At 63.3% G+C, this 25,709-nt stretch carries 23 protein-coding genes; 15 read left to right on the forward strand and 8 right to left on the reverse strand.

Features of this window, described 5'->3' with window-relative positions; genetic code table 11:
* Positions 1 to 47: 47 nt before the first annotated feature.
* The 3 genes from hemA to ispG all read left to right on the forward strand — a co-directional run bounded on the left by hemA (position 48) and on the right by ispG (position 3,903).
* Positions 48 to 1,271, forward strand: a complete 1,224-nt coding sequence (gene hemA, locus AAFO92_RS05115; protein ID WP_347533870.1) for a 5-aminolevulinate synthase — start codon at positions 48 to 50, stop codon at positions 1,269 to 1,271.
* 117 nt (positions 1,272 to 1,388) lie between these two features.
* Entirely contained in the window at positions 1,389 to 2,630 is a 1,242-nt protein-coding gene (locus tag AAFO92_RS05120; protein ID WP_347533576.1) for a RodZ domain-containing protein, read from the forward strand.
* A 148-nt stretch (positions 2,631 to 2,778) separates the two neighbouring features.
* Complete coding sequence (ispG, locus tag AAFO92_RS05125; protein ID WP_347533577.1) at positions 2,779 to 3,903, forward strand: flavodoxin-dependent (E)-4-hydroxy-3-methylbut-2-enyl-diphosphate synthase; 1,125 nt, start codon at positions 2,779 to 2,781, stop codon at positions 3,901 to 3,903.
* Between the two features lie 67 nt (positions 3,904 to 3,970).
* Here the strand turns inward: ispG and AAFO92_RS05130 are convergent, their stop codons facing one another.
* Together AAFO92_RS05130 and AAFO92_RS05135 are read right to left on the reverse strand one after the other, a co-directional pair.
* Complete coding sequence (locus AAFO92_RS05130) at positions 3,971 to 4,720, reverse strand: DsbA family protein (protein WP_347533578.1); 750 nt, start codon at positions 4,718 to 4,720, stop codon at positions 3,971 to 3,973.
* A gap of 4 nt (positions 4,721 to 4,724) precedes the next feature.
* Entirely contained in the window at positions 4,725 to 6,050 is a 1,326-nt protein-coding gene (locus AAFO92_RS05135) for a M48 family metalloprotease (RefSeq protein ID WP_347533579.1), read from the reverse strand.
* 62 nt (positions 6,051 to 6,112) lie between these two features.
* On the opposite strand from AAFO92_RS05135, the gene AAFO92_RS05140 reads away from it, so the two are divergent.
* The 6 genes from AAFO92_RS05140 (at position 6,113) to AAFO92_RS05165 (ending at position 14,811) form a co-directional block, all read left to right on the forward strand.
* Complete coding sequence (locus AAFO92_RS05140; protein ID WP_347533580.1) at positions 6,113 to 7,297, forward strand: aminotransferase class I/II-fold pyridoxal phosphate-dependent enzyme; 1,185 nt, start codon at positions 6,113 to 6,115, stop codon at positions 7,295 to 7,297.
* A gap of 79 nt (positions 7,298 to 7,376) precedes the next feature.
* Positions 7,377 to 8,594, forward strand: a complete 1,218-nt coding sequence (locus tag AAFO92_RS05145; RefSeq protein WP_347533581.1) for an N-acetylmuramoyl-L-alanine amidase — start codon at positions 7,377 to 7,379, stop codon at positions 8,592 to 8,594.
* Between the two features lie 96 nt (positions 8,595 to 8,690).
* Positions 8,691 to 11,213 (forward strand): PBP1A family penicillin-binding protein, encoded by a 2,523-nt coding sequence (locus AAFO92_RS05150; RefSeq protein WP_347533582.1) that lies wholly within the window; start codon positions 8,691 to 8,693, stop codon positions 11,211 to 11,213.
* 92 nt (positions 11,214 to 11,305) lie between these two features.
* The gene (prfB, locus tag AAFO92_RS05155) at positions 11,306 to 12,433 is read left to right on the forward strand and encodes a peptide chain release factor 2 (RefSeq protein ID WP_347533583.1); all 1,128 of its coding nucleotides are present in this window, start codon (positions 11,306 to 11,308) and stop codon (positions 12,431 to 12,433) included.
* A gap of 105 nt (positions 12,434 to 12,538) precedes the next feature.
* Positions 12,539 to 13,948: an amidase gene (locus tag AAFO92_RS05160; protein WP_347533584.1), complete on the forward strand. Its 1,410-nt coding sequence runs from the start codon at positions 12,539 to 12,541 to the stop codon at positions 13,946 to 13,948.
* A gap of 62 nt (positions 13,949 to 14,010) precedes the next feature.
* The gene (locus tag AAFO92_RS05165) at positions 14,011 to 14,811 is read left to right on the forward strand and encodes a DUF2189 domain-containing protein (RefSeq protein ID WP_347533585.1); all 801 of its coding nucleotides are present in this window, start codon (positions 14,011 to 14,013) and stop codon (positions 14,809 to 14,811) included.
* Here the strand turns inward: AAFO92_RS05165 and AAFO92_RS05170 are convergent.
* The 4 genes from AAFO92_RS05170 to AAFO92_RS05185 all read right to left on the reverse strand — a co-directional run bounded on the left by AAFO92_RS05170 (position 14,808) and on the right by AAFO92_RS05185 (position 18,505).
* Positions 14,808 to 15,992: a VWA domain-containing protein gene (locus AAFO92_RS05170; protein ID WP_347533586.1), complete on the reverse strand. Its 1,185-nt coding sequence runs from the start codon at positions 15,990 to 15,992 to the stop codon at positions 14,808 to 14,810. The genes AAFO92_RS05165 and AAFO92_RS05170 overlap by 4 nt on opposite strands.
* A gap of 6 nt (positions 15,993 to 15,998) precedes the next feature.
* Entirely contained in the window at positions 15,999 to 16,169 is a 171-nt protein-coding gene (locus AAFO92_RS05175; protein WP_347533587.1) for a hypothetical protein, read from the reverse strand.
* A gap of 3 nt (positions 16,170 to 16,172) precedes the next feature.
* Positions 16,173 to 17,540, reverse strand: coding sequence for a DUF2927 domain-containing protein (locus AAFO92_RS05180; RefSeq protein WP_347533588.1), 1,368 nt, complete (start codon positions 17,538 to 17,540; stop codon positions 16,173 to 16,175).
* A 125-nt stretch (positions 17,541 to 17,665) separates the two neighbouring features.
* Complete coding sequence (locus AAFO92_RS05185) at positions 17,666 to 18,505, reverse strand: MoxR family ATPase (protein ID WP_347533589.1); 840 nt, start codon at positions 18,503 to 18,505, stop codon at positions 17,666 to 17,668.
* 158 nt (positions 18,506 to 18,663) lie between these two features.
* Between AAFO92_RS05185 and dksA the strand changes: the two genes are divergently transcribed.
* The gene (dksA, locus tag AAFO92_RS05190; protein WP_347533590.1) at positions 18,664 to 19,119 is read left to right on the forward strand and encodes an RNA polymerase-binding protein DksA; all 456 of its coding nucleotides are present in this window, start codon (positions 18,664 to 18,666) and stop codon (positions 19,117 to 19,119) included.
* A gap of 72 nt (positions 19,120 to 19,191) precedes the next feature.
* The gene (locus AAFO92_RS05195; RefSeq protein WP_347533591.1) at positions 19,192 to 20,361 is read left to right on the forward strand and encodes an FAD-dependent monooxygenase; all 1,170 of its coding nucleotides are present in this window, start codon (positions 19,192 to 19,194) and stop codon (positions 20,359 to 20,361) included.
* 46 nt (positions 20,362 to 20,407) lie between these two features.
* Here AAFO92_RS05195 and xth read toward each other — a convergent pair whose 3' ends face one another.
* Positions 20,408 to 21,190, reverse strand: coding sequence for an exodeoxyribonuclease III (xth, locus tag AAFO92_RS05200; protein ID WP_347533592.1), 783 nt, complete (start codon positions 21,188 to 21,190; stop codon positions 20,408 to 20,410).
* 342 nt (positions 21,191 to 21,532) lie between these two features.
* Between xth and AAFO92_RS05205 the strand changes: the two genes are divergently transcribed.
* From AAFO92_RS05205 to AAFO92_RS05215, 3 genes are read left to right on the forward strand one after another with little or no spacing between them, the layout of a single operon-like run.
* Entirely contained in the window at positions 21,533 to 22,042 is a 510-nt protein-coding gene (locus AAFO92_RS05205) for a hypothetical protein (RefSeq protein WP_347533593.1), read from the forward strand.
* Between the two features lie 53 nt (positions 22,043 to 22,095).
* The gene (locus AAFO92_RS05210) at positions 22,096 to 23,172 is read left to right on the forward strand and encodes a hypothetical protein (RefSeq protein ID WP_347533594.1); all 1,077 of its coding nucleotides are present in this window, start codon (positions 22,096 to 22,098) and stop codon (positions 23,170 to 23,172) included.
* Positions 23,169 to 24,086, forward strand: coding sequence for a DMT family transporter (locus tag AAFO92_RS05215; RefSeq protein ID WP_347533595.1), 918 nt, complete (start codon positions 23,169 to 23,171; stop codon positions 24,084 to 24,086). Before AAFO92_RS05210 ends, AAFO92_RS05215 begins: the two co-directional genes overlap by 4 nt.
* A 27-nt stretch (positions 24,087 to 24,113) precedes the next feature.
* Here AAFO92_RS05215 and AAFO92_RS05220 read toward each other — a convergent pair whose 3' ends face one another.
* Positions 24,114 to 24,437, reverse strand: a complete 324-nt coding sequence (locus AAFO92_RS05220; RefSeq protein WP_347533596.1) for an iron-sulfur cluster assembly accessory protein — start codon at positions 24,435 to 24,437, stop codon at positions 24,114 to 24,116.
* A gap of 80 nt (positions 24,438 to 24,517) precedes the next feature.
* Between AAFO92_RS05220 and AAFO92_RS05225 the strand changes: the two genes are divergently transcribed.
* Positions 24,518 to 25,687 (forward strand): deoxyguanosinetriphosphate triphosphohydrolase, encoded by a 1,170-nt coding sequence (locus tag AAFO92_RS05225; RefSeq protein ID WP_347533597.1) that lies wholly within the window; start codon positions 24,518 to 24,520, stop codon positions 25,685 to 25,687.
* Positions 25,688 to 25,709: the final 22 nt, after the last annotated feature.

The raw sequence follows: 25,709 nt of genomic DNA on the forward strand, positions 1-25,709 counted from the left end.
GGCCGATCCGGGGCCAGAACGCCAAAGCCGACGTAGAGGGGAAGCGCGTGGACTATTCCGCCAAGCTGAATGAGGCGATTGACCGCTTGCACGAGGAGGGCCGGTATCGGACCTTCATCGATATCGAGCGTAAACAGGGGAATTTCCCCCATGCGATGTGGCGCCGCCCCGACGGGTCCGAACAGCAGATCACCGTCTGGTGCGGCAATGATTACCTGGGCATGGGCCAGCATCCGGTGGTGCTTGAGGCGATGCACGAGGCGATCGACGCCACCGGCGCCGGATCGGGCGGGACCCGCAACATCAGCGGCACGACGATCTACCACAAGCGGCTCGAGGCCGAGCTGGCCGATTTGCACGGCAAGGAATCGGCCCTGCTGTTCACCAGTGCCTATATCGCCAATGACGCGACATTAAGCACGCTGCCCAAGCTGTTTCCGGGGTTGATCATTTATTCCGACGAATTGAACCACGCCTCGATGATCGAAGGGGTGCGCCGCAATGGCGGGGCCAAGCGGATCTTTCGGCACAATGATGTCGCCCATCTGCGCGAGCTGATGGCGGCCGATGACCCGGCAGCGCCCAAGCTGATCGCGTTTGAATCGGTCTATTCGATGGACGGCGATTTCGGTCCGATCGAGGCGATCTGCGACCTGGCCGATGAATTCGGGGCGCTGACCTATATCGACGAGGTTCACGCCGTGGGCATGTACGGGCCCCGTGGCGCCGGTGTGGCGGCGCGTGACCGGTTGATGCACCGCCTCGACATCATCAACGGAACGCTGGCCAAGGCGTTTGGCGTGATGGGTGGCTATATTGCGGCCTCTGCTAAAATGTGTGATGCCGTAAGGTCTTACGCGCCGGGCTTCATCTTTACCACCTCGCTGCCGCCGGCCGTGGCCGCCGGGGCTGCCGCCAGTGTCGCACATCTGAAGCGCGACCATGCGCTGCGCGAGCAACACCAGACCCAGGCGAAGATTCTCAAGACCCGGCTCAAGGGGCTGGGCCTGCCGCTGATCGATCACGGCAGCCATATCATTCCGGTCATCGTCGGCGATCCGAAGCACACCAAGATCCTGAGCGACATGCTGCTGGAACGCTACGGGATCTACGCGCAGCCGATCAACTTTCCCACCGTGCCGCGCGGCACGGAACGCCTGCGCTTCACCCCCTCGCCGGTACATGGCCCGGACGAGCTTGACCGGCTTGTCCGCGCAATGGACGAACTTTGGTCGCATTGTGCGCTAAATCGTGCCGAATTAACGGGTTAGTCAGGTCCTCGTGCAAAACTGCTTGCGATGTGTTAGCTTAGCCTGAAGAACAGGGGCGAAGCTCGAATCGGCAAATTCGGGCCCGGGGGCAGTCAGGACTGGTAAGAGGCAGCGTTCATGATACGGCGTCGTTCGTCGCGTAATGAAGAGAAGGAAGAGGTCGAAGCCCGCGGCTTTGACGCCTTCGAATTGCGACTGGGCGATGTGATGCGTGGTGAACGGGCCACGATGGGCAAATCCCTTCTCGATGTTGAACGCGAATTAAGAATCAAGGCCAACTACGTGGCCGCGATCGAAAATTCCGATCCCGACGCTTTTGATACCCCTGGCTTCATTCCCGGCTATGTGCGGTCGTATGCGCGCTATCTGAACATGGACCCCGACGCGGCGTTTCGCGATTTCTGCAAGGAAAGCGGGTTTTCAACGGCGCATGGCATGTCGGCCGAGGCGTCGACCATTCGCAAATCAAGTGATCCGGCCAAGCGGCCGGTGGGCAAGGGCGATCCCTTCGTATCGCCCAGCACGCCGTTCATTCCCGCGTCCGAGGGCATGTTCTCGCAGATCGAACCGGGCGCGATCGGTTCGGCGCTGGTGCTGGTGGCGCTGATCGGCGGCATCGGCTACGGCGGCTGGAGCGTTCTGAACGAGGTGCAGCGGGTGCAGTTCGCGCCGGTCGAAAACACGCCGGATGTCCTGTCGGACCTGGATCCGCTGGCGGCGCTGAACAAGACCGATGAAAGTGCCGAGGTTGCAGAAGCCGACGGGGTCTTCAAGCCGCCGCTGGATGACCGGCTGGATCGGCTCTATCGTCCCGAAGCGCTGGACGTGCCGGTGCTGGTGGCGCGGGATGCGCCGATTTCCACGCTGGACCCGGCCGAAGTGGGCACGATGCGGCCGCAACTGCCCGAGACCGACAAGACCTATGTGGTTGCCGGGCGCTACGGCTCGCCCTTCGATGTCGTGCCGGTGACAACCGAGCCCTTGCCGGTCAACAGCCCGAAGGTTGTGGCCGATCCGGCGCCCGGTGTGCAGATGGTCGCCGTGCGCCCCGCCTGGGTGCGGGTCCGCGCCGCCGATGGCAGCGTGATCTTTGAGGGTATCCTCAATGCCGGCGAAACCTACGCCGTTCCGAATACCGAAGAACCGCCGACATTGCGCGCCGGCGAATCCGGCGCCATCTATTTCGCGGTCAACGGTCAGCATTACGGCCCGGTGGGCGAGGCGGGTTCTGTTACCTCAGGCCTGAGGCTGGATGCGCAGATGCTGATCGACGGGTTGAACGTTGCGGATCTGAGTCTGGACAAGGATCTGTCGCGCTACGTGGCCCAGTTGCAGACGGTGTCCAGCCCGCAGGAATGACCCAGGGCTGGCCCCGACGGTCGCAAGCACCCCTGGCAGGCCACGCCGTTACGCCCAAGTCCCGCGACATCTTGGCTTGCACATTGCGGGCGTGGCGCGGGCGCAGTATCTAAGGGGTAACCAGTTCTGAACAGACGGGGCATTCCAGATGTCGCTGAATCCGATCCGCCCGTGGCGCAATATCTATCGCCGGGAAAGCCGCCAGATCATGGTGGGCAATGTGCCCGTCGGCGGCGGTGCGCCGATTTCCGTGCAGACCATGACCAATACCGATACGCGCGACGTGGCCGCGACCGTGGCACAGGTGCAGGCGGCGGCGGATGTGGGCGCGGATATCGTGCGGGTGTCTGTTCCAGACGAGGCCAGCGCCAGGGCGCTGAAAGAGATCGTGCGCGAAAGCCCTGTGCCGATCGTTGCCGACATCCATTTTCACTACAAGCGCGGAATCGAGGCGGCCGAGGCGGGCGCGGCCTGTCTGCGCATCAACCCGGGCAATATCGGCTCAGAGGAGCGGGTGCGCGAGGTGATCGCCGCGGCGCGCGATCACGGCTGTTCGATGCGGATCGGGGTGAATGCCGGGTCGCTGGAAAAGCATCTGCTGGACAAGTATGGCGAACCATGCCCGGACGCGATGGTCGAGAGCGGGCTGGCGCATATGCGCATCCTGCAGGACAATGATTTTCACGACTTCAAGATCAGCGTGAAGGCCAGTGACGTGTTCATGGCGGCGGCGGCCTATCAGCAATTGGCGGAAGCCACCGATGCGCCGATCCATCTGGGCATCACCGAGGCGGGTGGTCTGATGTCTGGTACGATCAAATCGGCGATCGGCATGGGCAATCTGCTGTGGATGGGGATCGGTGACACGCTGCGTGTCAGCCTGAGCGCCGATCCGGTGGAAGAGGTCAAGGTGGGCTATGAGATGCTCAAATCCCTGGGACTGCGCCACCGGGGGGTCAACATCATCTCCTGTCCCAGCTGCGCCAGGCAGGGATTTGACGTGATCAAGACGGTCGAGGCGCTGGAAAGGCGGCTGGAGCATATCAAGACGCCGATGAGCCTGAGCATCATCGGCTGTGTCGTCAACGGGCCGGGTGAGGCGTTGATGACGGATGTGGGCTTTACCGGCGGCGGTGCTGGCAGCGGCATGGTCTATCTGGCGGGCAAGCAGAGCCACAAGATGTCGAATGACCAGATGATCGACCATATCGTCGAGCAGGTCGAAAGACGGGCTGCGGAGCTCGACGCGGAAACCGCGCAGGCGGCGGAGTAGGACAGCGGACGACGCGCGTTTGGCCCTGCGGGCAAACGACGCCCCGCCCACCGTCCCGAAAGCGCTGCTACTGGGTGCGGATCTCGTCGGCCAGCAGTTGCATGTCCTCGGCCGGAAGATATCCGCGCAGCATCTGGTTGGCCATCACGAAGGACGGCGTTCCACTGATCGCGAGGCGCTGCGCAAGCTGGCGGTTCTCGGAAATGATGCTGCTGACGTCATCGCTGTCCATATGTGCGATGATCGGGTGAGGGTCCAATCCGAGGGAGTCGGCGATCCGGATCAGGGATGCCTCGTTGACGGCGCCGTTGAAGGCGATCAGCGTGTCATGCACCAGCTTGTAGGCGTCGTCACCGGCCACCTGCTGGGTGGCGATGGCAAAACGCGACGCCGTCATGCTTTCTTCGCCCAGGATCGGGAATTCCTTGATGACGAATCGGATATTGCCGTCCTGTTCGAGCAACGCTTCGACCTCGCCAAACGCCCGGCGGCAGTAACCGCACCGGTAGTCCATGAATTCGACAAGCGTGATATCCCCGTCCGGATTGCCGCCGACCCAGGAATGGCCGTCGTTGAAGATATCCTCGGCATTGACCTGCACGAGATCGCTGTCTTCCTGCGCCCGAGCGGTGGCCTGCCGTTGTTCGAGAACCTCGATCGCCTCCATGATGACTTCGGGGTTTTCCAGCAGATAGGCGCGAATCTCGGCGCGAAACGCATCTTGTTCAGCGTCGCTCATCTGGCTCAGGTCAAGCGCCTGAACGGGAACCGCAAGGGAGGCGGCCAGCATCGCGGCGGATATCAGGGTGCGTGTCATCGGGTCATTTCCTTCTCTTGGCTGCCTCTGAAGCAGATAGCACATCCTGGGCCCGTTGCCAGCCGCCAGAGCCGCGTGGCAACAGGTCCGAGGCGCGTTTGGCGTGAATTCCCGCATCCCTGATCCGGCCCAGCATGGCGTAGCGTTCGGCGGTGACCAGCGAGGCCATGCCGTTGTTGCCCAGCTTGGCGTGACTGGCGGCGAGATCGCGCAGAACACGGGCATCGCGGCCATCGCGGGCGCGCGCCTGTTCCAGCAATTGCCGGGCTTTTCCGGTTTGGCCCGTCACCAGCAGGGCGCGCCCGTAGGCTCCGAGGATCAGCGCGTTTTTCGGCGCCAGGCTGGCGGCACGGGCGTAGGCGGCGACCGCTGCCTTGCTTTGCCGGCTTTCCATCAGGATCTGGCCCCGTAACTCATGCAGGTACGGATCGTTGGGGCGTTGTGCGATGGCGGCATCCATCGCGCCCAGTGCCTTCTTGAGACGGGAATTGCGGTGGTGGGCGATCGCCTGGCGCATCAGCTTGACATCCGAATAGCCGCTTTCGCCGGCGCGGTTGAGCGTCCATTTGGGCGAACGTTGGAAGGCCGAGAGCTTGCCCTTGGCGCGGGCAAACCAGTATTCGGCGCTTGGGTTGGGGCGGGCACGGTCCTTGTAGCCATCGGCCAGGCGTTTCACCAGCCGGTAGCGGTCCGACGACAGGGGATGGGTGCGGGCATAGGCGTCCTGCCGCGACGCCGAGAGCGCCTCCTGGCCGCGGAAGATGTTGATCACGTCTACCGCGCCTTGCGGGTCGATCCCGGCCGTGGCCAGGTAGCGCAAGCCGCTGTTGTCGGCGCTGTTCTCTTCGGCTCTGGTATGCACCAGAAACAGTCTTCGCGCGGTGTTCTGCGCGCCGAGCGCCACAGCGCCGGCCGCTTCGCTGCCGCCCGCGGCGACGGCGGCGGCAGCAGCCAGGATTGCCCCCAGCCCGGCGGCGGTACGGGCGTTGCGCGCGGCCACCGGGCGGCGCACCAGATGACCGTTGGCGATATGGGCAGCCTCATGCGCGATGACCGATTGCAGCATCGCGGCGTTCTCCATTTTCAGCATCAGGCCGGAATGGATGAAGATCGCGTTGCCGTCGACGACGAATGCGTTCAGACGGCGGTCATCGATCACCAGGATGTCGATGCGGGCCGGGCTGAGCCCCGCTGCCTTGAGGACCGGCGCGGCCAGTTGGTTCAGCGCGTATTCGATGTCGGGATCGCGCAGGAGGGTCAGCGCCCGGGCCGGGCCGCCGATGGTCAGGCTGAGAAGGGCGCAAATCAGAAGAAGGCGAAGAACGTGCATTGACGGGTCGTCTCTTTCCTTGTGAAAGGTTCAGTGTCTCGCGGCCAGTTAGGAACAAATCTATGCGGAACTCAAGGCGAAGCCAGGTCGATCCCTTTATCGTGATGGACGTGATGGAGGCGGCGCGCCGGGCCGAGGAGGCGGGCCGAGACGTCATCCACATGGAGGTGGGCCAGCCCGGAACGCCCGCGCCCGAAGGGGCGCGTCAGGCGCTGACGGCCGCGATGGCGGGCGACGCGATGGGCTATACCGTGGCACTTGGCCTGCCGGCGCTGCGCAGGCGCATCGCAAGGCTCTATGGCGAGTGGTACGACATTGATCTCTCGCCCAGCCGGGTGGTGGTCACGCCCGGATCGTCAGGGGCGTTCATCCTGGCCTTTACCGCGCTTTTCGATGCCGGGGACCACGTGGGGATCGGCGCACCGGGCTATCCCAGCTATAGGCAGATCCTGAAGGCGCTGGACCTGGTGCCGGTCGACATCGAAACGGCGGCGGAGAATCGCCTGCAGCCGGTGCCCGCGGACCTGACGGGGCGTGATCTGTCCGGCGTGATGGTGGCCAGCCCGGCGAATCCGACCGGCACGATGCTGGATCGCGCGGCGCTTGCCGGGTTGATGGCGACCGCGTCCGACCTGGGGGCCAGCTTCATCAGCGACGAGATCTATCACGGTATCGAATATGACCGCCGCGCGGTCAGCGCGCTGGAGATCAGCGACGACTGCTATGTCATCAACTCATTTTCGAAGTATTTCAGCATGACCGGCTGGCGCATCGGCTGGATGGTGGTGCCCGAGGATCACGTGCGGGTGGTCGAGCGGCTGGCGCAGAACCTGTTCATCTGTCCGCCCCACGCCAGCCAGGTGGCGGCGCTGGCGGCGATGGATTGTGGCCCGGAACTGCAGGCCAACATGGATGTCTACCGCGCCAACCGGGCCCTGATGCTGGCGGGGTTGCCGCAAGCCGGGTTTGACCGGATCGCGCCGCCTGACGGGGCGTTTTACGTCTATGCCGATGTCAGCCACCTGACCGATGACAGCCGCGCCTTTGCGGCCGAGATACTGGAGACCGTTGGCGTTGCGGTCACGCCCGGGCTGGATTTCGACCCGGTCCGGGGGGCGGGCACGATCCGGTTTTCCTATGCGCGCTCGACGGCGGATATCGAAGAGGGGCTGCGCCGGCTGACGCGCTTCATGGCCGATCGTGGCGCCGGTCCCGCGGCCGGTAAAAGAGTATTTCCGGAACGGTGAAGCAGCGGGCAGGTGCAAAGCGATGCGCTTTGGTATAGCCTTGCGGAAAGGACGACCGATAGATCGGCGGATGAGCAGGATGATCAGCAGAATTCTGGCCCTCGTGGCCTGTTGTCTTGGCCTGGGCGCAGGGGCCGAGGAATTTTCCGGCCTGGCGCGTCTGGATGTGGCGACCAGCGCGATCACCGATCGGGGGCGCAGCGTGGTCGTTGCGCTGAAACTGTCGCAGGGGGTGCCGTACCGGGCCTTTACGCTGGACGATCCGCGGCGGTTGATCCTGGATTTTCGCGAGGTTGACTGGGGGGATATGGCGCCGCGCGAACTGGACCGGAGCGAGCGGGTCAGCAATGTGCGTGTCGGCGGATTCCGACCCGGCTGGTCGCGCATGGTGATCGATCTGGAAGGGCCTTTCGTGATGCAGACCACGGCGCTGAACGTGAGCGCCGAGGACGGTTCGGCCGATCTGGAGGTGGTGTTGCGCCAGGCCATGCCCGAGGATTTTGCCGCCGCATCCGGTGCACCGGACCTGCCGGGGTGGGATCTGCCGAAGGATGGCACCCCCGCGACAACGACGCCGCGCCATTCCGGCGAGGGGCCGTTGCGGCTGGTGCTGGACCCAGGGCATGGCGGTATTGATCCGGGGGCTGAAAAGGGCGGTGTGGTCGAGAAAGACCTGATGCTGAGTTTCGCGCGGGAACTGAAGGAAGCCCTGATTCGCGCGGGCGGGTTCGAGGTGGTGATGACGCGCGATGATGACCGCTTTGTCTCGTTGGAGCGCCGGGTCGCGCTGGCGCATCAGCTGGGCGGCGACCTGATGATCTCGCTCCATGCCGATTCGGTGACCGAGGGGCAGGCGACCGGGGTGACGGCCTATCTTCTGTCCGAGAGCGCGTCGGACAAGGCGAGCGCGGCATTGGCCGAACGCCATGACCGGGGCGACATCCTGTCGGGGGTGGACCTGCGCGGGACCGACGACGTGGTCGCGGACATCCTGATCGATCTGGCCCGGCAGGAAACGCAGCCTAGGGCGCGGCTGCTGTCCGAGGCGCTGATCCTGGGTATCGGCGAATACGATGTGCCGATCAACTCCCGCCCGATTCGATCCGCCGGTTTCTCGGTGCTGAAGTCGCCCGACATCCCGTCTGTTCTGCTGGAACTGGGATTCCTGTCCAGCCCGCGCGACCTGGAGAACCTGAAAGATGCCGATTGGCGGCGCGACCTGGCGCAGGGGATCGTCAAGGGACTGCAGGCCTGGTCGATTGCCGATGCGGCCGCGGCCGAACTGGTGCGACAGTGACGTCTGCGCGGAAACCGGCGCAGACTGCAACCTATCGTGTTTTGACGCCGCGCCGGAGGATGCCTATATGAGGCAAAGCGAAGAGTGGGGTAGAGCGTGCTACGTGCGATAACAACCTTTTTCGGCACGATTTTCAGCGTGATGACGCTTGGCATCATGTTGATCGCGCTCAGCATCGGCGCGGTGTTCCACATCTATGGCAAGGACCTGCCCAGTCACCAGTCGCTGGCGACCTACACGCCACCCACGATCAGCCGGATCTATTCCGGCGAGGGGCGGATCATCGACGAATTTGCCCAGGAGCGGCGCCTGTTCACGCCTGCCGAGGAAATTCCCGATCTGGTGAAACAGGCCTTTATTTCCGCCGAGGACAAGAATTTCTATTCCCATGGCGGCTACGATGCGCGCGGCATCGCGGCGGCGATCTATGACGCGGTGCGCACGCGCGGGCGCGATGTGCGCGGGGCCTCGACCATTACCCAGCAGGTGATGAAGAACTTCCTGCTGTCGGGCGACCGCAAGATTGCCCGCAAGATCAAGGAGATCATCCTGGCCACGCGGATCGAAGAGACGCTGAGCAAGGAGAAGATTCTCGAACTCTATCTGAACGAGATCTTCCTGGGCCAGAATTCCTATGGCGTGGCTGCGGCGGCGCAGACCTATTTCAACAAGTCGCTGGCAGAACTGACCCCGCACGAGGCGGCGTTCCTGGCCTCGATGCCGAAGGCGCCCAGCGATTACCATCCGGTGCGGCAGAAGGACCGGTTGCAGGCGCGGCGCGATTTCGTGCTGAAGGAGATGCGCGAGAACGGCCATATCAGCCAGGAGGTCTATCTGGCCGAGGTCGAGCAGCCCGTGCGCAGCGTGCAGAACGGCGATTTCGAACCCTTTGCCAAGGCGCTGCCGCCGCGTGATTACTTCACCGATGAAATCCGCCGCCAGCTGAGCCAGGATTTTGGCGAGGGCGAGTTCTTCACCGGCGGGCTGAGCGTGCGCGCGACCATCGACCCGGAGATGCAGGTCGAGGCCGCGAATGCGCTGCAGCGCCAGCTGGAACAATATGATCGCGCTCAGGGCAAATGGCGGGGCACCGGCAAGACGCTGCCCGCCGAGGTTCTGGCAGATGAACCGGCCTGGCGCGCGGCGTTGGCCGAGCTTGAGGTGGCGCGCGATATCGACCTTGACGGGCACTGGTACCCGGCTGTCGTGCTGGAGGTCGGCGATGAGCAGATGCGCATCGGTATCGACGGCCTCGCCAATTCCGAAACCGAACCCCAGGTGATCCCGCGCAAGGATATCGGCTGGCTGCCCGGCAGTTTCCGGCAGACCTTTGAGCCCGGTGACGTGGTGCATGTCCGCCGAATGACGGATGTGGGCAGCGACACGTTCATTCGCTGGAGCCTGCGGCAGGTGCCCGAGGTGCAGGGCGGTTTCGTGGCGATGGATGTGCATTCGGGGCGCGTACTGGCGATGCAGGGCGGGTTTTCCTATCAGAACTCGGTCTTCAACCGGGCGACCCAGGCACAACGTCAGCCGGGGTCGAGCTTCAAGCCCTTTGTCTATGCCGCCGCGCTGGACAGCGGTTATTCGCCCGCCACCATCGTGATCGACGCGCCGATCGAGATCGACACGCCGCAGGGCATCTGGCGGCCGCGCAACTCGTCGAACAAGTTCTACGGGCCGACGCCGCTGCGTACCGGGATCGAACAGTCGCGCAACCTGATGACGATCCGTCTGGCGCAGGAGGTCGGGATGGATACGGTCGCGGCCTATGCCGAGGATTTTGGGGTCTATGATTACATGGGCACCTACCTGGCCAACTCGCTGGGCTCCGACGAGACCACGCTTTACAAGATGGTGGCGGCCTACGCGATGTTCGCCAATGGCGGTGAGCGGGTTGAGCCCACACTGGTTGACCGGGTGCAGGACCGGTTCGGCAAGACGGTCTATCGCCATGACCCGCGCGAATGCGTCGATTGCGACAACCCCGCCTTGCCCCCGGCGACGGGCCCCCGGATCGTATCGGACCGCGAGCAGGTGATGGACCCGATCACCGCCTATCAGCTGACCTCGATGATGCGCGGTGTTGTGGATCGCGGTACCGCCGCGCGCCATGTCAACCTGCCGGTTCCCACGGCGGGCAAGACCGGCACCACCAACGATGCGTTGGATGTCTGGTTCATCGGCTTCACCAGCAATATCGTGGCCGGTTGCTACATCGGTTATGACCAGCCCCGCACCCTGGGCCGGGGTGCCTATGGCGGGACGATGTGCGGCCCGGTCTTTCAGCAGTTCATGACCAAGGCGGTGGCCAAATACGGCGGCGGTGAATTTCGTATCCCGCCGGGCGGGCATTTCATCAAGATCGACCGCTATACCGGCGCGCGTTTGCCCGAGGACGCCGTTGGCGATTACGTCGTGGCCGAATATTTCCGCGATGGCGAGGATCCGATTTTTGGCCTGATGTTCGACGGTGGTTTCGCCATGGGCTCGGATCTGGAATTGTTCAGCGTCGGCGAGAACGAAGTCATCCGCGATGTCACCACCTCAAGCGGCGGCACCGGTCAGGTGGGCGAAAAAGCGACTTTCGGCGAGCTTAGTTCCGGCGGGCTATATTAGGAGCGGCCAATTCGCAGGTGATCTTGCCCGCCGCTCGGGCCTGCGCTATCACCCGAAGCTGAGCAGAAGACAACGCCAATCAGGAACCCCGAATGCGCGCCGAAACCCAGACCCTTGTTTCCGAGATCGAGAAATCGCTGGAGCTGTTGCGCCAGCGAATGGGATGGGAAACCGCCCAGCACCGGCTGGAGGAATTCAACGCGCGGGTCGAGGACCCGAACCTGTGGGACGATCCGGCCAAGGCGCAGAAGCTGATGCGCGACCGGCAAAGCCTGGTCGATGCCATGGATACCCATAACGCGATCCAGCAGGAACTGAACGACAGTGTCGAACTGATCGAGATGGGCGAGATGGAGGATGATGCCGAGATCGTCGCCGATGCCGAGGCCGCGCTGAAGGTTCTGGCGAAACGCGCCGCCGCCAAGGAGCTGGAGGCGCTGCTGAACGGCGAGGCGGATGCCAACGACACCTTCCTGGAAATCAACGCCGGCGCGGGCGGCACCGAGAGCTGCGACTGGGCCAGCATGCTGGCGCGGATGTATGTCCGCTGGGCCGAGAAACGCGGCTATACCGTCGAATTGCAATCCGAGCAATCGGGTGACGAGGCCGGGATCAAATCCGCCGCCTACAAGATCAGCGGCCACAACGCCTATGGCTGGCTGAAATCCGAAAGCGGCGTGCACCGGCTGGTACGGATTTCCCCGTTCGACTCGGCGGCCAAGCGGCATACCTCGTTCTGTTCGGTCTGGGTCTATCCGGTGGTGGATGACGATATCGAGATCGACGTCAACCCGGCGGATATCCGCATCGACACCTACCGCAGCTCGGGCGCGGGCGGGCAGCATGTGAACACGACCGACTCGGCGGTTCGCATCACCCACCATCCGACCGGCATCGTGGTGACCAGCTCGGAAAAATCCCAGCACCAGAACCGGGACATCGCCATGAAGGCGCTGAAATCGCGGCTCTATCAGCTTGAACTCGACCGGCGCAATGCGGCGATCACCGAAGCGCATGAAAGCAAGGGCGATGCGGGCTGGGGCAACCAGATCCGGTCTTACGTCTTGCAACCCTACCAGATGGTCAAGGATTTGCGCACCAATCACGAGACATCGGATACCAAGGGCGTGCTGGATGGGGATCTGGACCCGTTCATGGCGGCCACGCTGGCGATGGATGTCAGCGGCAAGTCGCGCGCCGAGGCCCAGGGCGAGGGCTAGGGGAAGCGCGCCGTTGCGCGCCGGGGCTGGCGCTCTTTGGTGAGTATTTTGAGCAAGATGAAGACAGGGGCTTGCGCTGCCGGGACGGGCGGATAGCCTGCGCGCATGGATGATGTACTAGAACTGGAGGCGGGCGCGCAGGTTGCCTTGATTGCGCAGGGCAGGCTGAGCGCCGAAGAGCTGATGCGGGCCACGCTGGCGCGGATCGAGGCGGTGAACGGCACGGTCAATGCCATCGTCGCGCTGCGTGATGCGGATACGTTGCTGTCCGAGGCGCGGGCGGCGGATAAGGGGCCGGGTCGCGGTGCCCTGCACGGGTTGCCGGTGGCGATAAAGGACCTGGCGAATGTGGCCGGGATCGTCACGTCCGAAGGCTCGCCCGCCTATGTCGATCGCGTGGCGCAAACCGACGATCTGCACGTGGCCCGGATCCGTGCCGCGGGCGCCATCATCCTGGGCAAGACCAACACACCGGAATTCGGCCTGGGCAGCCATACGTTCAACCCGGTTCATGGCGTCACCCATAACCCCTACGACCCGACCGTGAGTTGCGGCGGCTCGTCCGGCGGGGCGGCGGTGGCGCTGGCCACGCGGATGCTGAGCATCGCGGATGGATCGGACATGATGGGCAGCCTGCGCAACCCGGCGGGATGGAACAATGTCTATGGTTTCCGGCCCAGTTGGGGCCGGGTGCCGGCGGAACCTGAGGGCGATACCTATCTGCACCAGCTTTCGACCAACGGGCCGATGGCGCGCTGCCCGGCCGATCTGGCGCTGCTGCTGAAGGTGATGTCGGGGCCTGACCCGCGGCGGCCGCACGATCTGCCGGCGATGCGGTTCGACGCGGAAGGTGCCGGGATCAGCGGCAAGCGCATTGGCTGGCTGGGTGATTGGGGTAGAGCCTGGGCGATGGAGGACGGCATTCTGGACCTGTGCCAAGGCGCGATGGAGGTATTTGCCGAGGCGGGCTGCGTGATCGAACCCGTCACCGCGCCGTTTTCCCTTGACGCGCTGTGGGACAGCTGGACGATGTTGCGCAGCTGGTCGGTCTCGGTCGGATTGGCGCCGCTGATGGCGGATCAAGCGGCCCGCAAGAAGTTGAAAGACACCGCCATCTGGGAGGCCGAGCGCGGCATGGCGATGAGCGCGGCCGAGGTGCAGGCGGCAAGCGAGATACGGTCCGACTGGTTCCGTACCGCCGCGGCGCTGTTCGAGCGTTTCGATGCGCTGGCAGCACCGACCGCGCAGGTCTGGCCCTTTGCCATCGACAGGGCCTATCCCGAAGCGATCGCGGGGCAGGGGATGGATACCTATCACCGCTGGATGGAGGTCGCGGTGCCCGCAAGCCTGATTGGTTTGCCGGCGCTTGCGCTACCCGCCGGTTTCGGCCCCCGCGGCCTGCCGATGGGAGTTCAGCTGATCGGCAGATATGGCAATGACCAGGGGCTGCTGGCCCTGGCCGAAGCCTATCACCGCCGAACCCTCTGGCCGCAGAAACGCCCGCCTGAAACATGAGTTTGAGTTAAATCTTTTTTCCTACCTCGCCGCCGGGATACGCTGGCGCCGGGAGGAATGGCATGAATGACCTGACAAGAGCGGGGCAGGTGGAACGCGCGCACGGCGTCCCGGATCTGGGCCGCGTGACGATTGAGATGCTGGCCGAGGCGCTGCGCCGGGGCTGGGCGGACACGAAGCGCGCACCCGGCTTTGCGATCCTGTTTGCCGGTACATATGTCGTGCTGGGCTGGATCATGACCTGGGTAACCCTGGCCACGGGACACAGCTATTGGCTGATCTTCTCGGCCGTCGGCTTTCCGTTGATCGGGCCGTTCGCGGCGGTCGGATTCTACGAGGTCAGTCACCGGCTGGACGAGGCACGGCCCCTGGACATGCGCGCCATACTGGGGGTGATCGCGCATCAGCGGCGGCGGCAGCTGCCGTCGATCTGCGCCATCATCATCTTTGTCTTTCTGTTCTGGTTCTTCCTTGCGCACATGATCTTTGCGCTGTTCCTGGGCCTGTCGACAATGACCAATATCTCAAGCTCTTACGAGGTGTTCCTGACCGGGAACGGCCTGGCCATGCTGACGGTCGGCACGGTGGTGGGCGGTGTCTTTGCGCTGCTCCTGTTCATGATAACGGTGATCGCGCTGCCGCTGCTTCTGGACCGAGAGGTGGATTTCGTGACCGCCATGATCACCAGCTTTGGGGTCGTTCGGCGCGACCCGGTGCCGATGCTGGGCTGGGCGGCGCTGATTGCCGGGCTGACTTTCCTGGCGCTGCTGCCCGCCTTTCTGGGGCTGTTCATCGTCTTGCCACTGCTGGGCCACGCCTCCTGGCATCTTTACCGCCAACTGCGCGACAGCGCGAACCCCTAGCGCACCAGTTCCTTCATGCCGGCCTCGATCCCCGAAAGGGTCATCGGCACCATCCGGCCTTCGAAGATCTCGTGGATCAGGCCGATTGACTGGGTATAGCGCCAATGTTTCTTGGGCACTGGGTTTATCCAGAGATTGGACGGCCATTGGGCGCGCGCGCGTTGCAGCCAGACCTGGCCCGCCTCGGCGTTCCAGTGTTCGTTTGCGCCACCGGGATAGACGACCTCGTAGGGCGACATCGAGGCGTCGCCCACGAAGATACATTTATAGTCCGACCCATAGGTGTGCAGGATCTCATCCGTGGGGGTCTGCGCATCCCAGCGGCGGCGGTTGTCCTTCCAGACGCCTTCGTAGAGGCAGTTGTGAAAGTAGAAATGCTCGAAATGCTTGAATTCGGCGGCGGCGGCCGAAAACAGCTCCTCGACCACCTTCACGTGGGCGTCCATCGATCCGCCCACGTCGAGAAACAACAGCACCTTTACGGCGTTGCGGCGTTCGGGGCGGGTCTGAACGTCCAGATAGCCGTGTTCGGCGGTGGCGCGGATTGTGCCGTCCAGGTCCAGCTCTTCGGCGGCGCCGTCGCGGGCCCAGCGGCGCAGGCGCTTGAGCGCGACCTTGATGTTGCGGGTGCCCAGTTCGACGCTATCGTCGAAATTCCTGAATTCGCGCTTGTCCCAGACCTTGACCGCGCGCTGGTGGCGGCTTTCGTCCTGGCCGATGCGGATCCCTTCGGGGTTGTAGCCATAGGCGCCGAAGGGCGACGTGCCGGCGGTGCCGATCCACTTGTTGCCGCCCTGGTGCCGGCCCTGCTGTTCCTTCAGCCGTTCCTTGAGCGTTTCCATCAGCTTGTCAAAGCCGCCAAGCGCCTCGATCTCGGCCTTTTCCGCGTCGGACAGGTGCTTCTCGGCCATCTTGCGCAGCCAGTCCTCGGGCAGGTTCATCGCCTCCAGCACCTGGTCGGCGCTGATTGCCTCCAGCCCCTTGAAACTGGCGGCAAAGGCGCGGTCGAACCGGTCGATATTGCGTTCGTCCTTTACCATCGCGGTGCGGGCCAGGTAATAGAACCCTTCGATGTCATAGGTGGCCAGGCCCGCGCCCATCCCTTCGAGAAAGGTCAGATATTCACGCAGGCTGACCGGCACCCCGGCCTTGCGCAGATTTTCGAAGAAGGGCAGGAACATGAGCGATCAGACCAGTGCCGCACGATGAATAAGCAGGGTAACGAACAGGCTGGCCATCGTGAAGATCAGGAAATACACAAAGGCGTATTGCGCAATGTCGGCCGGACGACCCTTGCGCCGCCAGGCGATCACGGCGCCGGTGATGGTGCCCAGGATGGCCCCCAGTAATACGATCATGGTTTATCCGTCCGATGTATCTGCCGCGCCGATCACGGCAATCTCGCGCCGTTTGGCGCGCAGCGCCCATTCGGCGCCGAACCCGTAGCGCGCCCAGCCCAGACTGTCCAGCCGCGCGGCGTCGGCCTCGGCGTGGCGGCCCAACAGGTCCAGTGCCTCGGCCCGGAGCAGCATCAGATTGGCCAGCAGCGCCGCGTTTTCATGGCGTTCCGCTACCGCCATATGCGGGGCGACTAGGTCCAGTGCCGCGGCGCCGTCGCCCCTGAGGATAGCCATCGCCGCCAGTTGCGAGGCGGAATAGGCGCGGTGCAGCGATGTGCCGGGGGTGCGGCGGTAGTAGTGCTCGGCGCGAAGGAAATGCTGATGCGCCCGTTCGGGATCGGAAAAGCGCAGGACACGGCCCAGGGCGAAATGGCTGAAGGCGCGGCGGTGATCGTGCCAGCCCCGCGACCTGGCGATGTTCAACGCCTCGCGGGCGGCCTTCATGCGTTGCCTGTCGCCGGTGCCCGGACCAAGCGCCGCCTGAATCGCGCCGATCCAGGCGCGCGGCGTTTCCGAGGCATGGACCGGTGACAGGTTGTCGCCCGACGGGTTGTAGCGCGAAAGGATCGCGGGCAGTTTTGCCGCGACCTGCTCGCGGGTCATGCCAGAGCGCAGTTCGGGCGCGTAATAGGCGCGCAGTATCAGCATGTCGAACCCGGTCAGGACCGTATGCACATTATCATCGTTGAACACGCTGTCGGGCAGGCGGTAGAGGTCATTCAGCGGGCCGATGGCCTGCGCCAGTTCCTCGTGCAGGCAGTCGCGGGCCTCTTGCGGGCTGGCGTCGTTGGGCAGGAATATCGCCAGCTGTTCACGGGTGCGCAATTGTGACCAGCTGGTGGCGCCCTGACGCCGGGCGCTGCGATATTCCGACAGGCCCGAGATGTTGGGCACGACGAAACAGGCGGCCTTGGGCAGGTAGCGTTGAATTTCGGCGCGGGTCACCGCCTCGATGGTAATGCTGGCACCGGGCCTGCTGACCCGGCGGATATTGATCCCTGCCTCGGTCCGAAGCCGCCCGATCAGCCGGTTGAGATCGGGGCCAAGCGTGGGCGGCGGCGCACCGGTGATACGTACGGTAATCGGGCCCTCGAAACGCGAGAAAACCGGCAGCGCGCGCCCCGATTCGAGATTGAAGCTGAGATCCAGGAAATCGCGCTGAATGTCGCGGTTGGATCTGGCCGGCCGCTCGGGGCTTGGGGCGGCGAAGGATTTCATCGCCGGCAGCGAGATCTGCGTGCCGCCGAAGGCGCGTGTCGGAACGTCCCGCGCCGGGCCCGCGGCACAGGCCCCCAAAAGCAGACAGAGTGGTGCTATCAAAAATCGCATAGGAACCTCGACCCGTTCTGATGGCACTATATCCGGTGTGGGTTACCGATCAACTATATGTCCTGCTCTGGATGGCGGTGGTGAAAAAGACTCGGGTCGGCGGGTGCAATTGCGCCAATGGCAGATTACCGCTGACCGCGTGCCATGAAGGCCAGCCGTTCGAACAGGTGAACGTCCTGTTCGTTCTTCAGCAGCGCGCCGTGCAGTTTGGGCAGCGCATCGGCCCCGTCGCGGCGCAGATCCTCGGCGCTCAGATCCTCGGCCAGAATCAGTTTCAGCCAATCCAGCACCTCGGATGTGGACGGCTTCTTCTTCAGGCCGGTCTGCTCGCGAATCTCATAGAATTGCGTCAGCGCGGTGGTCAGCAGCGCGTCCTTCAGGCCGGGGTGATGGACCTCGACGATCTTGCGCATCGTGTCCATGTCGGGGAAGCGGATGTAGTGGAAGAAACAGCGGCGCAGAAAGGCGTCCGGCAGTTCCTTTTCGTTGTTCGAGGTGATGATGACGACGGGCCGGTGCCTGGCGCGGATCGTCTCGCCGGTTTCGTAGACGTGGAACTCCATCTTGTCGAGCTCCTGCAGCAGGTCGTTTGGAAACTCGATATCGGCCTTGTCGATCTCGTCGATCAGCAGCACGACCTTGCTGTCGGCCTCGAAGGCCTGCCACAATTTGCCCTTGCGGATGTAGTTGCTGACATCATGCACGCGGGCCTCGCCCAGCTGGCTGTCGCGCAGGCGGCTGACCGCGTCATATTCGTAAAGACCCTGCTGGGCCTTGGTGGTGGACTTGATGTTCCATTCCAGCATCGGCAGCCCCAGCGACTGCGCCACCTGCTTGGCCAGCTCTGTCTTGCCGGTGCCGGGTTCACCCTTGACAAGCAGGGGCCGCTCCAACGTCACCGCGGCATTGACCGCGATTGTCAGGTCATCGGTGGCGACATAACTTTCGGTGCCTTGGAATTTCATTCTTTTTCAACCCTTTTCGCCACATTTTCGTGTTATCGCAGGCCGCAACCTAGCGGCATCGGCCATTCACATCAATGCCGCGTGATTGCCTAGTGACAATCCTTTTTTGCGGGTGTAAACGCAGCGCATTGGGGTGCCACATGTCTTAGGAGAGTACCATGCCGGACACTGGCCTTGATAAGGGAGAAGACATGAAAGCAGAGACTTTTCTGCCGGACGATTATCGTCCTGTCGAAGACGAGCCTTTTATGAACGAACGTCAGCTGGAATACTTTCGCCGCAAATTGATCGACTGGCGCGAAGACCTGCTGGAGGAAAGCCGCGACACGATCGAAGCCTTGCAGGATGGCACCCGGGCGATTCCCGACGTTGCCGACCGCGCCAGCGAAGAAACCGATCGCGCGCTGGAGCTTCGTACAAGAGACCGTCAACGCAAGCTTGTCGCCAAGATCGAAAGCGCGCTGCGTCGGATCGACAATGGTGAATACGGCTATTGCGAAGTCACCGGAGAGCCGATCAGCCTGAAGCGGCTGGACGCCCGTCCGATCGCGACCATGACGCTTGAGGCGCAGGAGCGCCATGAGCGCCGCGAGAAGGTGCATCGCGACGATTGATCGCGGGGTTTGCCGAGAAATTTGAAAACGCCGGGGCTTCCGCTCCGGCGTTTTTCGTTTCACTAGGGTGACATGACAGTAGCAGGCATGAAAATCGTTGTCATCGGCGCGGGCATCGGCGGGCTGGCGGTTGCGCGTGCCCTGGCCCTTCGCGGGGCGGATGTTGTCGTGCTGGAGCAGGCCGAGGCGATCCGCGAGGTCGGCGCCGGGCTGCAGATCAGTCCGAATGGTTTTGCCGTTCTGCGTGCCCTCGGGCTGGGAGAGGCGGTGGCGGATGTCTCGGTCCGGGCGCAGGCCGTGTCGCTGCATGACTACCGGCGCGGGCAGGTTCTGCAGCTCGACCTCACCCGACTTGCCTCGCGGGACTATTACTTTGCCCATCGTGCCGATCTGATTGATGTCCTTGCCCGTGGCGCCCGTGCGGCGGGGGTCAGGATACGCCTGCTGCAGAAGGCCGAAACGGTTACGCCGGGTCTACGGCCGCGCGTTGACCTTGCAAACGGTGCGTCGGTCGATGCCGATCTGGTGGTCGGGGCGGACGGGCTGAATTCGCGGGTGCGGCCGGTACTCAATGGCAGCTCCGCGCCGTATTTCACGCAACAGGTGGCGTGGCGCGCATTGGTGCCCAACACTTCCGGGCGCGGCCCCGAGGCGCGGGTGCATATGGGTCCGTTGCGCCATGTGGTCAGCTATCCGGTGCGCGGCGGAACGATGCTGAACATCGTGGCCGTGCAGGAACGCGCGGCCTGGACAACGGAAAGCTGGAGCCAGCGTGACGACCCGATGGCGGTTCAGGCGGCATTCGCTGATTTCTGTCCCGAAGTGCAGGAGATGCTGGCCGGGATCGAAACCGTCAACCTCTGGGGGCTGTTCCGGCATCCGGTGGCGCAGGTCTGGCACCGGGATGGCGCCGTTCTTCTGGGCGATGCGGCACATCCGACGCTGCCATTTCTGGCGCAGGGGGCCTCAATGGCGCTGGAGGATGCCTGGGCACTGGCCGCGGCGCTGGCGACGGGCCCTGATCGGGACACGGCCCTGCAGGCGTATCAGGCGCGGCGAGAAGGTCGGGTGCGCCGGGTGATCGCCGCGGCCAATGGCAACGCGCGCAAATACCACCTTTCGTTTCCGCCACTCAGATGGGCGGCGCATTCGGCGCTGCGCCTGGGCGGGGCGGTTGCCCCGGTGCGGATGATGCGCCAGTTTGACTGGCTCTACGGGTATGACGTTACCTGCGATGAGTGAACCTGGCTTGATATCGGCCGGTACCACATTGAACAGAAACAAATAACTACGCGTTCAGTTCAACCCAGATCGGCACGTGGTCGGACGGTTTTTCGCGCGCGCGGATCTCTTTGTCGATCTGGCAATCCGTCATCAGGTCTGCCGCCTGGGGACTTAGCAGAAAATGGTCGATACGAATCCCGTCATCGCGGTTCCAGGCGCCTGCCTGGTAATCCCAGAAAGTATAGTGGCCGGGCCCCTGCGTGCGGGCGCGGAAGGCCTCGGTAAAACCCAGGTTGACGATCCGCCGAAACGCGGCGCGGCTTTCGGGCAGGGCGAGGGCATCTTTCTGCCACGCCTCGGGGCGCTTGGCGTCTTCGTCCTGGGGAATGATGTTGTAATCGCCGGCCATCAGGGCGGGTTCCTCGGCGGCCAGAAGCTCGGCCGCGCGGGCCTGCAGGCGCGTCATCCATGCCAGCTTGTAGTCATATTTCGGGCCGGGCGTCGGGTTGCCGTTGGGCAGGTAGAGCCCGCAGACGCGCACGGCAGTCTTGTCGCCGATGACCGTGGCCTCGATCCAGCGCGCCTGTTCGTCATCGTCGTCCCCGGGCAGGCCACGGCTGATGTCCTCAAGCGGCAGCTTTGATAGAATGGCCACCCCGTTGAAGCTTTTCTGGCCATGGGTTTCGACGGTAAACCCGCGATCCTCGAACAGTTCGCGCGGAAAGTTCTCGTCGATCGACTTTATTTCCTGAAGCAGAACCACGTCCGGCTGCGCCTCGTCCAGCCAATCGGGTAGGGCCTGAATTCGCGCCTTGATCCCGTTGATGTTGAAACTGGCGATTTTCATGTCCCACGCCCCCCTGAAGCCTGCCCCTCTATCGCGCAGCTTGGGGTCACTGGCAAGTGTCACCCCGCGAATCAGTTTTCAACCCTGAAACCCGGATAAGTTGAAATTAGTTGTCACATAACTTGTGGATAACTCTGGGATAACTCATTTAAATTTGCTTGACAGATCAAAAAAGTGAAAAAAAATCAAAGCTAGAATATATTAAGAAATTCAAAAACTTGTGAGCCGAATTTCGTTTTCTGGAAGAGCGAGAAGACACGGAAAGCGGGTTAACAATCTTGGCAAAACACGTTTAACGTGCAAGCGTTTTTGTGCTGCAATCACACAACCTGGGAGACGAAAATGTCTGCACTTCGCAAAGAAATATCCGTCGTAAATCTTAACAATCCGTTGCCCGAAGCCAGCCTGCATGGCGGTGAGGCGGTGGAGGCCTTCACCTCTTCGATGGGGCCGGCCGCCACCGCCCGCGCCGGGCGCGGCGACGCGGTTGGAATGTTCACCTCGTCGATGGTGGGCATGTTCACCTCGTCCATGGGGCCGACAACCGCTGCCGATCTGCGCCAGGGCGAAGGGATCGAGATGTTCACCTCCTCGATGGCGCCTGCAACAACCGCCGAGGCCGATGCAGGTGACGCAGTCGAGATGTTCACCTCGTCCATGAGCCCGGTTTCCGCGGGCAAGGCGGGGTCCGGCGACGCGGTTGAACTGTTCACCTCCTCGATGGGTCCGGTCACGGCGGGCAAGGCAACGCAGGGCGACGCGATTGGCGCCTTCACCTCGTCGATGGCGCCCAGGGCCGGGGCGGATGCAACCGATGGCGACGGCTGCGAGATCTTTACCTCGAGCATGTAAGGCACTGCCTGGAACGGGGCCTTGGCCCGATTTTAGAAATGGAGATCAGTGACATGACGAATATCGTTCGCCTGGATACCCCGTTCCGCCAATACAGCATGGCCGCCCGTCAGGCGGCCCTGCTGACCACATTTGCCCAGAACCGCCGCTTTGGCGACGACGTGTTCTGGCTCAAGGAAAACGCCGAGGTGTTGAATGTGCTGGAATGCACCAATGCCGAACTGGAACCGGATGCCCTGGCGGTTCATGGCGGGTTCTACGAGGATATCGAGAAACGCATGGGGTTTTTCCCGCAATATTACCGTTTCCTGCTGTCCATGTGCCTCGATCTCGAGAACCTGGGCCTGCCCGGCGGCAAGGGCGTGCGGCTGGCGGAATGGGTGGCGGCACAGCGGCTGGTCGATGCCGAAATCTCGGATCTGCAGCGCGCCGAGGCCCGCAGGCTCTGCCTGCGCCGCGGGGTTGATCCGCTGCCGGGTGATCTGGGCCTGAACGACAGGCTGCGGCGCTTTGCCCGGCGCTCGAACACTTTTGCCATGCCCAACAAGAAAGCGGCGTACGAGCTGACCCATATCGTCTTTTACCTGTCGGAATATGGCCGCCATGATCCGGACCTGGACGATGAATTCATCGAAAGCCTGACCTTCGCCGGGACGCTCGCGTTCCTGGATCTGAATGTCGATCTCCTGTCCGAAATCTGCATCGCGCTGCGCTTTGCCGGGCGGCGCCCGTCGGAAATCTGGGAAAGCTGGCTGATGTCGCAGGCGCAGGGCTTTGTCCTGGAAGAAGATGCAAACGGCCCCATTCAGGACGATTATCACCAGTATCTGATGGTCAACTGGTTCATGAAGGTTGCCAACAAGGGCGGGTTTGCCGCCAGCATTCCCGCGGGTCGCGTCATCTTTCACCAACCCATCCCGGCGGCCCTGCCGCTGCATGAACTGTCGGAATGCGTCTATGCGATGGGCGAGACCCGCAGCGACGACTGGCAGGCGATGCGCCGCGCGGTAACCGACCGACTGTCGGAAGAGGCGCATACGGTGCTGACCGCCGCCGAGGCCGCAAATGACCGGTTCGATGCCTTTTTCGCCGGGTTTGCCCGCGTCGGATTGAATGGAGCAACAGCATGATTGCGCGATATTTTCCGGGTCCGGTCGCGGCAGGCGTATTGCTGACCGCGCTGTACACGCTGTTGATCTCCAGTGCCGACGGGATCACCAAGATGTTCGCCGCCAGCTATGCCGCGCCCCAGCTTTTTGCGCTGTCGGGCGGGGTTGTCGCGGTGCTGAGCCTTGTGGCCAACCGCCAGGGTGGCACGCTGCGCGGGATGCGCACCACGTGCCCGGTGGCGATGGCGATACGGGTGCTGGCTACGGTGGCCGGCACCGTAGCATTTTTCTACGCCTTCCGATTATTGCCCTTTGCCGAGGTGTTCCTTTTCATCGCGATGATCCCGCTCTTTGCCGCGCTCATGTCCGGGCCGGTGCTGGGCGAGGCGGTGCGCCCGCAGGTCTGGGTGGCGCTGGCGCTCGGGGCAGTGGGGGTGATGTGTCTTTTCCCGGAAGGCGTCACATCGGTCGGGCCGGGGCATCTGGTGGCCCTGGCTGCGGTTGTGCTGGGAACGGTGTCGATGGTCGCATCGCGCTATATCGGACAGCGGGATGACAACCTGCTGGCGCAGGTGTTCTATCCGAACCTGGCGTTGATGGTGACGATGGGGGCGGTGTTGCCATTTGTGTTCGAACCCATGGCGCTGGCCGATCTGGGCTGGGCTCTGGCCTATGCGGTGCTGCTCTTCGGGGCGCGATGGGTGCTGGTTGCGGCACTCAAGATGCTGCCAGCCTTCGTGGTCACGCCGCTGATGAACCTGCAATTCCTGTGGATGGTGGGGATCGGCATCGCCATTTTCGGCGAGGTGCCGGGCGGCATGGTGTTCCTGGGGGCGGCGATCATCATCTGCGCCGGTGCCTGGCTGGTCTACGATCAGGTCATGGCCGTGCGCCGGGAGATACCCGTCAAACCCCGGGTCATGCCCGCAGAATAGATTAACTTCGCAAGATTAGCATTTGAATTACATCGAGAAAGACGTTCCGCATCCGCAGGAACTGCTGGCATTCGGGTTGTCGATCACAAAGCGCGCACCGATCAGTTCCTCGGTGAAATCGATCGTCGCCCCGGCCAGGAAGGGCAGCGAAATGCTGTCGACCACAACTTTCTGCCCCAGACCCTCCAGCACCAGATCATCCTGTGCCGGCGTGTCCAGCTTGATATCGTATTGAAACCCCGAACAGCCGCCGCCTTCGACCGCGACGCGCAACGCCTGTCCGTCATCGCCGGCACCGATTTCGGCCAAGCGGGAAAAGGCGCGTTCCGTGACTTTGGGGGGCAGGTTCATTTCAGTCTTCCCAGGCGGTTTCTAATGACGTCGCTTTGCAATATATGGGCGCCAGGAACAGGCGACAAGGACAACCCAGCATGAATGCGCCCTATGCCTCGGACCCCGCGCAGTCGCGGGGGCGTCTGGTAACGGAAGAAGAAAGCGCGTTTCGCTCCTGCTATCAGCGGGACCGGGACCGGATCATCCATTCCAGCGCGTTCCGCCGCCTCAAGCACAAGACGCAGGTATTCGTCGAGCACGAGGGCGATTATTTCCGCACCCGCCTGACCCATTCGATCGAGGTGGCGCAGGTGGCGCGCACGATCGCGGGTGCGCTGAAACTGAACGGCGAACTGACCGAGGCGGTGGCGCTGGCGCATGATCTGGGCCATACGCCCTTTGGCCACACCGGCGAGGACGCGCTGAACGCGCTGATGGCGCCCTATGGCGGGTTTGATCACAACGCCCAGGCGGTGCGCATCGTCACCTCGCTTGAACGGCACTATGCCGAGTTCGACGGCCTGAACCTGACCTGGGACACGCTGGAAGGTATCGCCAAGCATAACGGGCCGGTAATGGGCGATTTGCCTTATGCGCTGGCCGGGTACAACGCGCGCCACGATCTGGAACTGCACACCCATGCCAGCGCCGAGGCACAGGTGGCCGCCCTGGCCGATGACATCGCCTATAACAACCACGATCTGCATGACGGCCTTCGCGCGGGCCTCTTCACCGAAGAAGATGTGCGCGCCTTGCCGATTATCGGGCCGTGCTATGCGGCGGTCGAGGCGAAATATCCCGGCCTGGATGCCTATCGTCGCCGGCACGAGGCGCTGCGCCGGGTCTTCGGCGTGATGGTCGAGGATGTCATCACCACCTCCGCGGCCCAGCTGGCGGCCGCGGCACCCCGTGACACCGCCGCCATACGCGAACTGGGCGCACCGGTCATCCGCTTCTCGGACGGGCTCTGGCAGGAGTTGCGGCAGATACGCGATTTCCTTTTCGCCCGGATGTATCGCGCACCCTCGGTGATGGAGATGCGCCGCCGCGTGACCACGGTGGTCGAAGAACTTTTTGCCTTCTTCCTCGAAAGCCCGGCGCATCTGCCTGACCAGTGGCGGGACGATGTCGAAAACGCGCGGGACGAAACCACGCTGGCGCGCCTGGTCAGCGATTACATCGCCGGCATGACCGACCGTTTCGCCCGGCAAAGCCATGCGCGGTTGCTGGGAGTGGCTGATGATAGCGGTGACAGCGGCCGGCAATAGGCACGGGTGGTCCGAAACCGCC

The sequence above is a fragment of the Roseovarius sp. CAU 1744 genome (assembly GCF_039839345.1).
Classification (GTDB): domain Bacteria; phylum Pseudomonadota; class Alphaproteobacteria; order Rhodobacterales; family Rhodobacteraceae; genus Roseovarius.

Bases quoted from the DNA above. Each gene is read 5' to 3' on its own strand.
- AAFO92_RS05120 (WP_347533576.1), top strand. From the start codon at position 1,389: ATGATACGGCGTCGTTCGTCGCGTAATGAAGAGAAGGAAGAGGTCGAA.
- ispG (WP_347533577.1), top strand. From the start codon at position 2,779: ATGTCGCTGAATCCGATCCGCCCGTGGCGCAATATCTATCGCCGGGAA.
- AAFO92_RS05130 (WP_347533578.1), bottom strand. From the start codon at position 4,720: ATGACACGCACCCTGATATCCGCCGCGATGCTGGCCGCCTCCCTTGCG.
- AAFO92_RS05135 (WP_347533579.1), bottom strand. From the start codon at position 6,050: ATGCACGTTCTTCGCCTTCTTCTGATTTGCGCCCTTCTCAGCCTGACC.
- AAFO92_RS05140 (WP_347533580.1), top strand. From the start codon at position 6,113: ATGCGGAACTCAAGGCGAAGCCAGGTCGATCCCTTTATCGTGATGGAC.
- AAFO92_RS05145 (WP_347533581.1), top strand. From the start codon at position 7,377: ATGATCAGCAGAATTCTGGCCCTCGTGGCCTGTTGTCTTGGCCTGGGC.
- prfB (WP_347533583.1), top strand. From the start codon at position 11,306: ATGCGCGCCGAAACCCAGACCCTTGTTTCCGAGATCGAGAAATCGCTG.
- AAFO92_RS05160 (WP_347533584.1), top strand. From the start codon at position 12,539: ATGGATGATGTACTAGAACTGGAGGCGGGCGCGCAGGTTGCCTTGATT.
- AAFO92_RS05165 (WP_347533585.1), top strand. From the start codon at position 14,011: ATGAATGACCTGACAAGAGCGGGGCAGGTGGAACGCGCGCACGGCGTC.
- AAFO92_RS05170 (WP_347533586.1), bottom strand. From the start codon at position 15,992: ATGTTCCTGCCCTTCTTCGAAAATCTGCGCAAGGCCGGGGTGCCGGTC.
- AAFO92_RS05175 (WP_347533587.1), bottom strand. From the start codon at position 16,169: ATGATCGTATTACTGGGGGCCATCCTGGGCACCATCACCGGCGCCGTG.
- AAFO92_RS05180 (WP_347533588.1), bottom strand. From the start codon at position 17,540: ATGCGATTTTTGATAGCACCACTCTGTCTGCTTTTGGGGGCCTGTGCC.
- AAFO92_RS05185 (WP_347533589.1), bottom strand. From the start codon at position 18,505: ATGAAATTCCAAGGCACCGAAAGTTATGTCGCCACCGATGACCTGACA.
- dksA (WP_347533590.1), top strand. From the start codon at position 18,664: ATGCCGGACACTGGCCTTGATAAGGGAGAAGACATGAAAGCAGAGACT.
- AAFO92_RS05195 (WP_347533591.1), top strand. From the start codon at position 19,192: ATGACAGTAGCAGGCATGAAAATCGTTGTCATCGGCGCGGGCATCGGC.
- xth (WP_347533592.1), bottom strand. From the start codon at position 21,190: ATGAAAATCGCCAGTTTCAACATCAACGGGATCAAGGCGCGAATTCAG.
- AAFO92_RS05205 (WP_347533593.1), top strand. From the start codon at position 21,533: ATGTCTGCACTTCGCAAAGAAATATCCGTCGTAAATCTTAACAATCCG.
- AAFO92_RS05210 (WP_347533594.1), top strand. From the start codon at position 22,096: ATGACGAATATCGTTCGCCTGGATACCCCGTTCCGCCAATACAGCATG.
- AAFO92_RS05215 (WP_347533595.1), top strand. From the start codon at position 23,169: ATGATTGCGCGATATTTTCCGGGTCCGGTCGCGGCAGGCGTATTGCTG.
- AAFO92_RS05220 (WP_347533596.1), bottom strand. From the start codon at position 24,437: ATGAACCTGCCCCCCAAAGTCACGGAACGCGCCTTTTCCCGCTTGGCC.
- AAFO92_RS05225 (WP_347533597.1), top strand. From the start codon at position 24,518: ATGAATGCGCCCTATGCCTCGGACCCCGCGCAGTCGCGGGGGCGTCTG.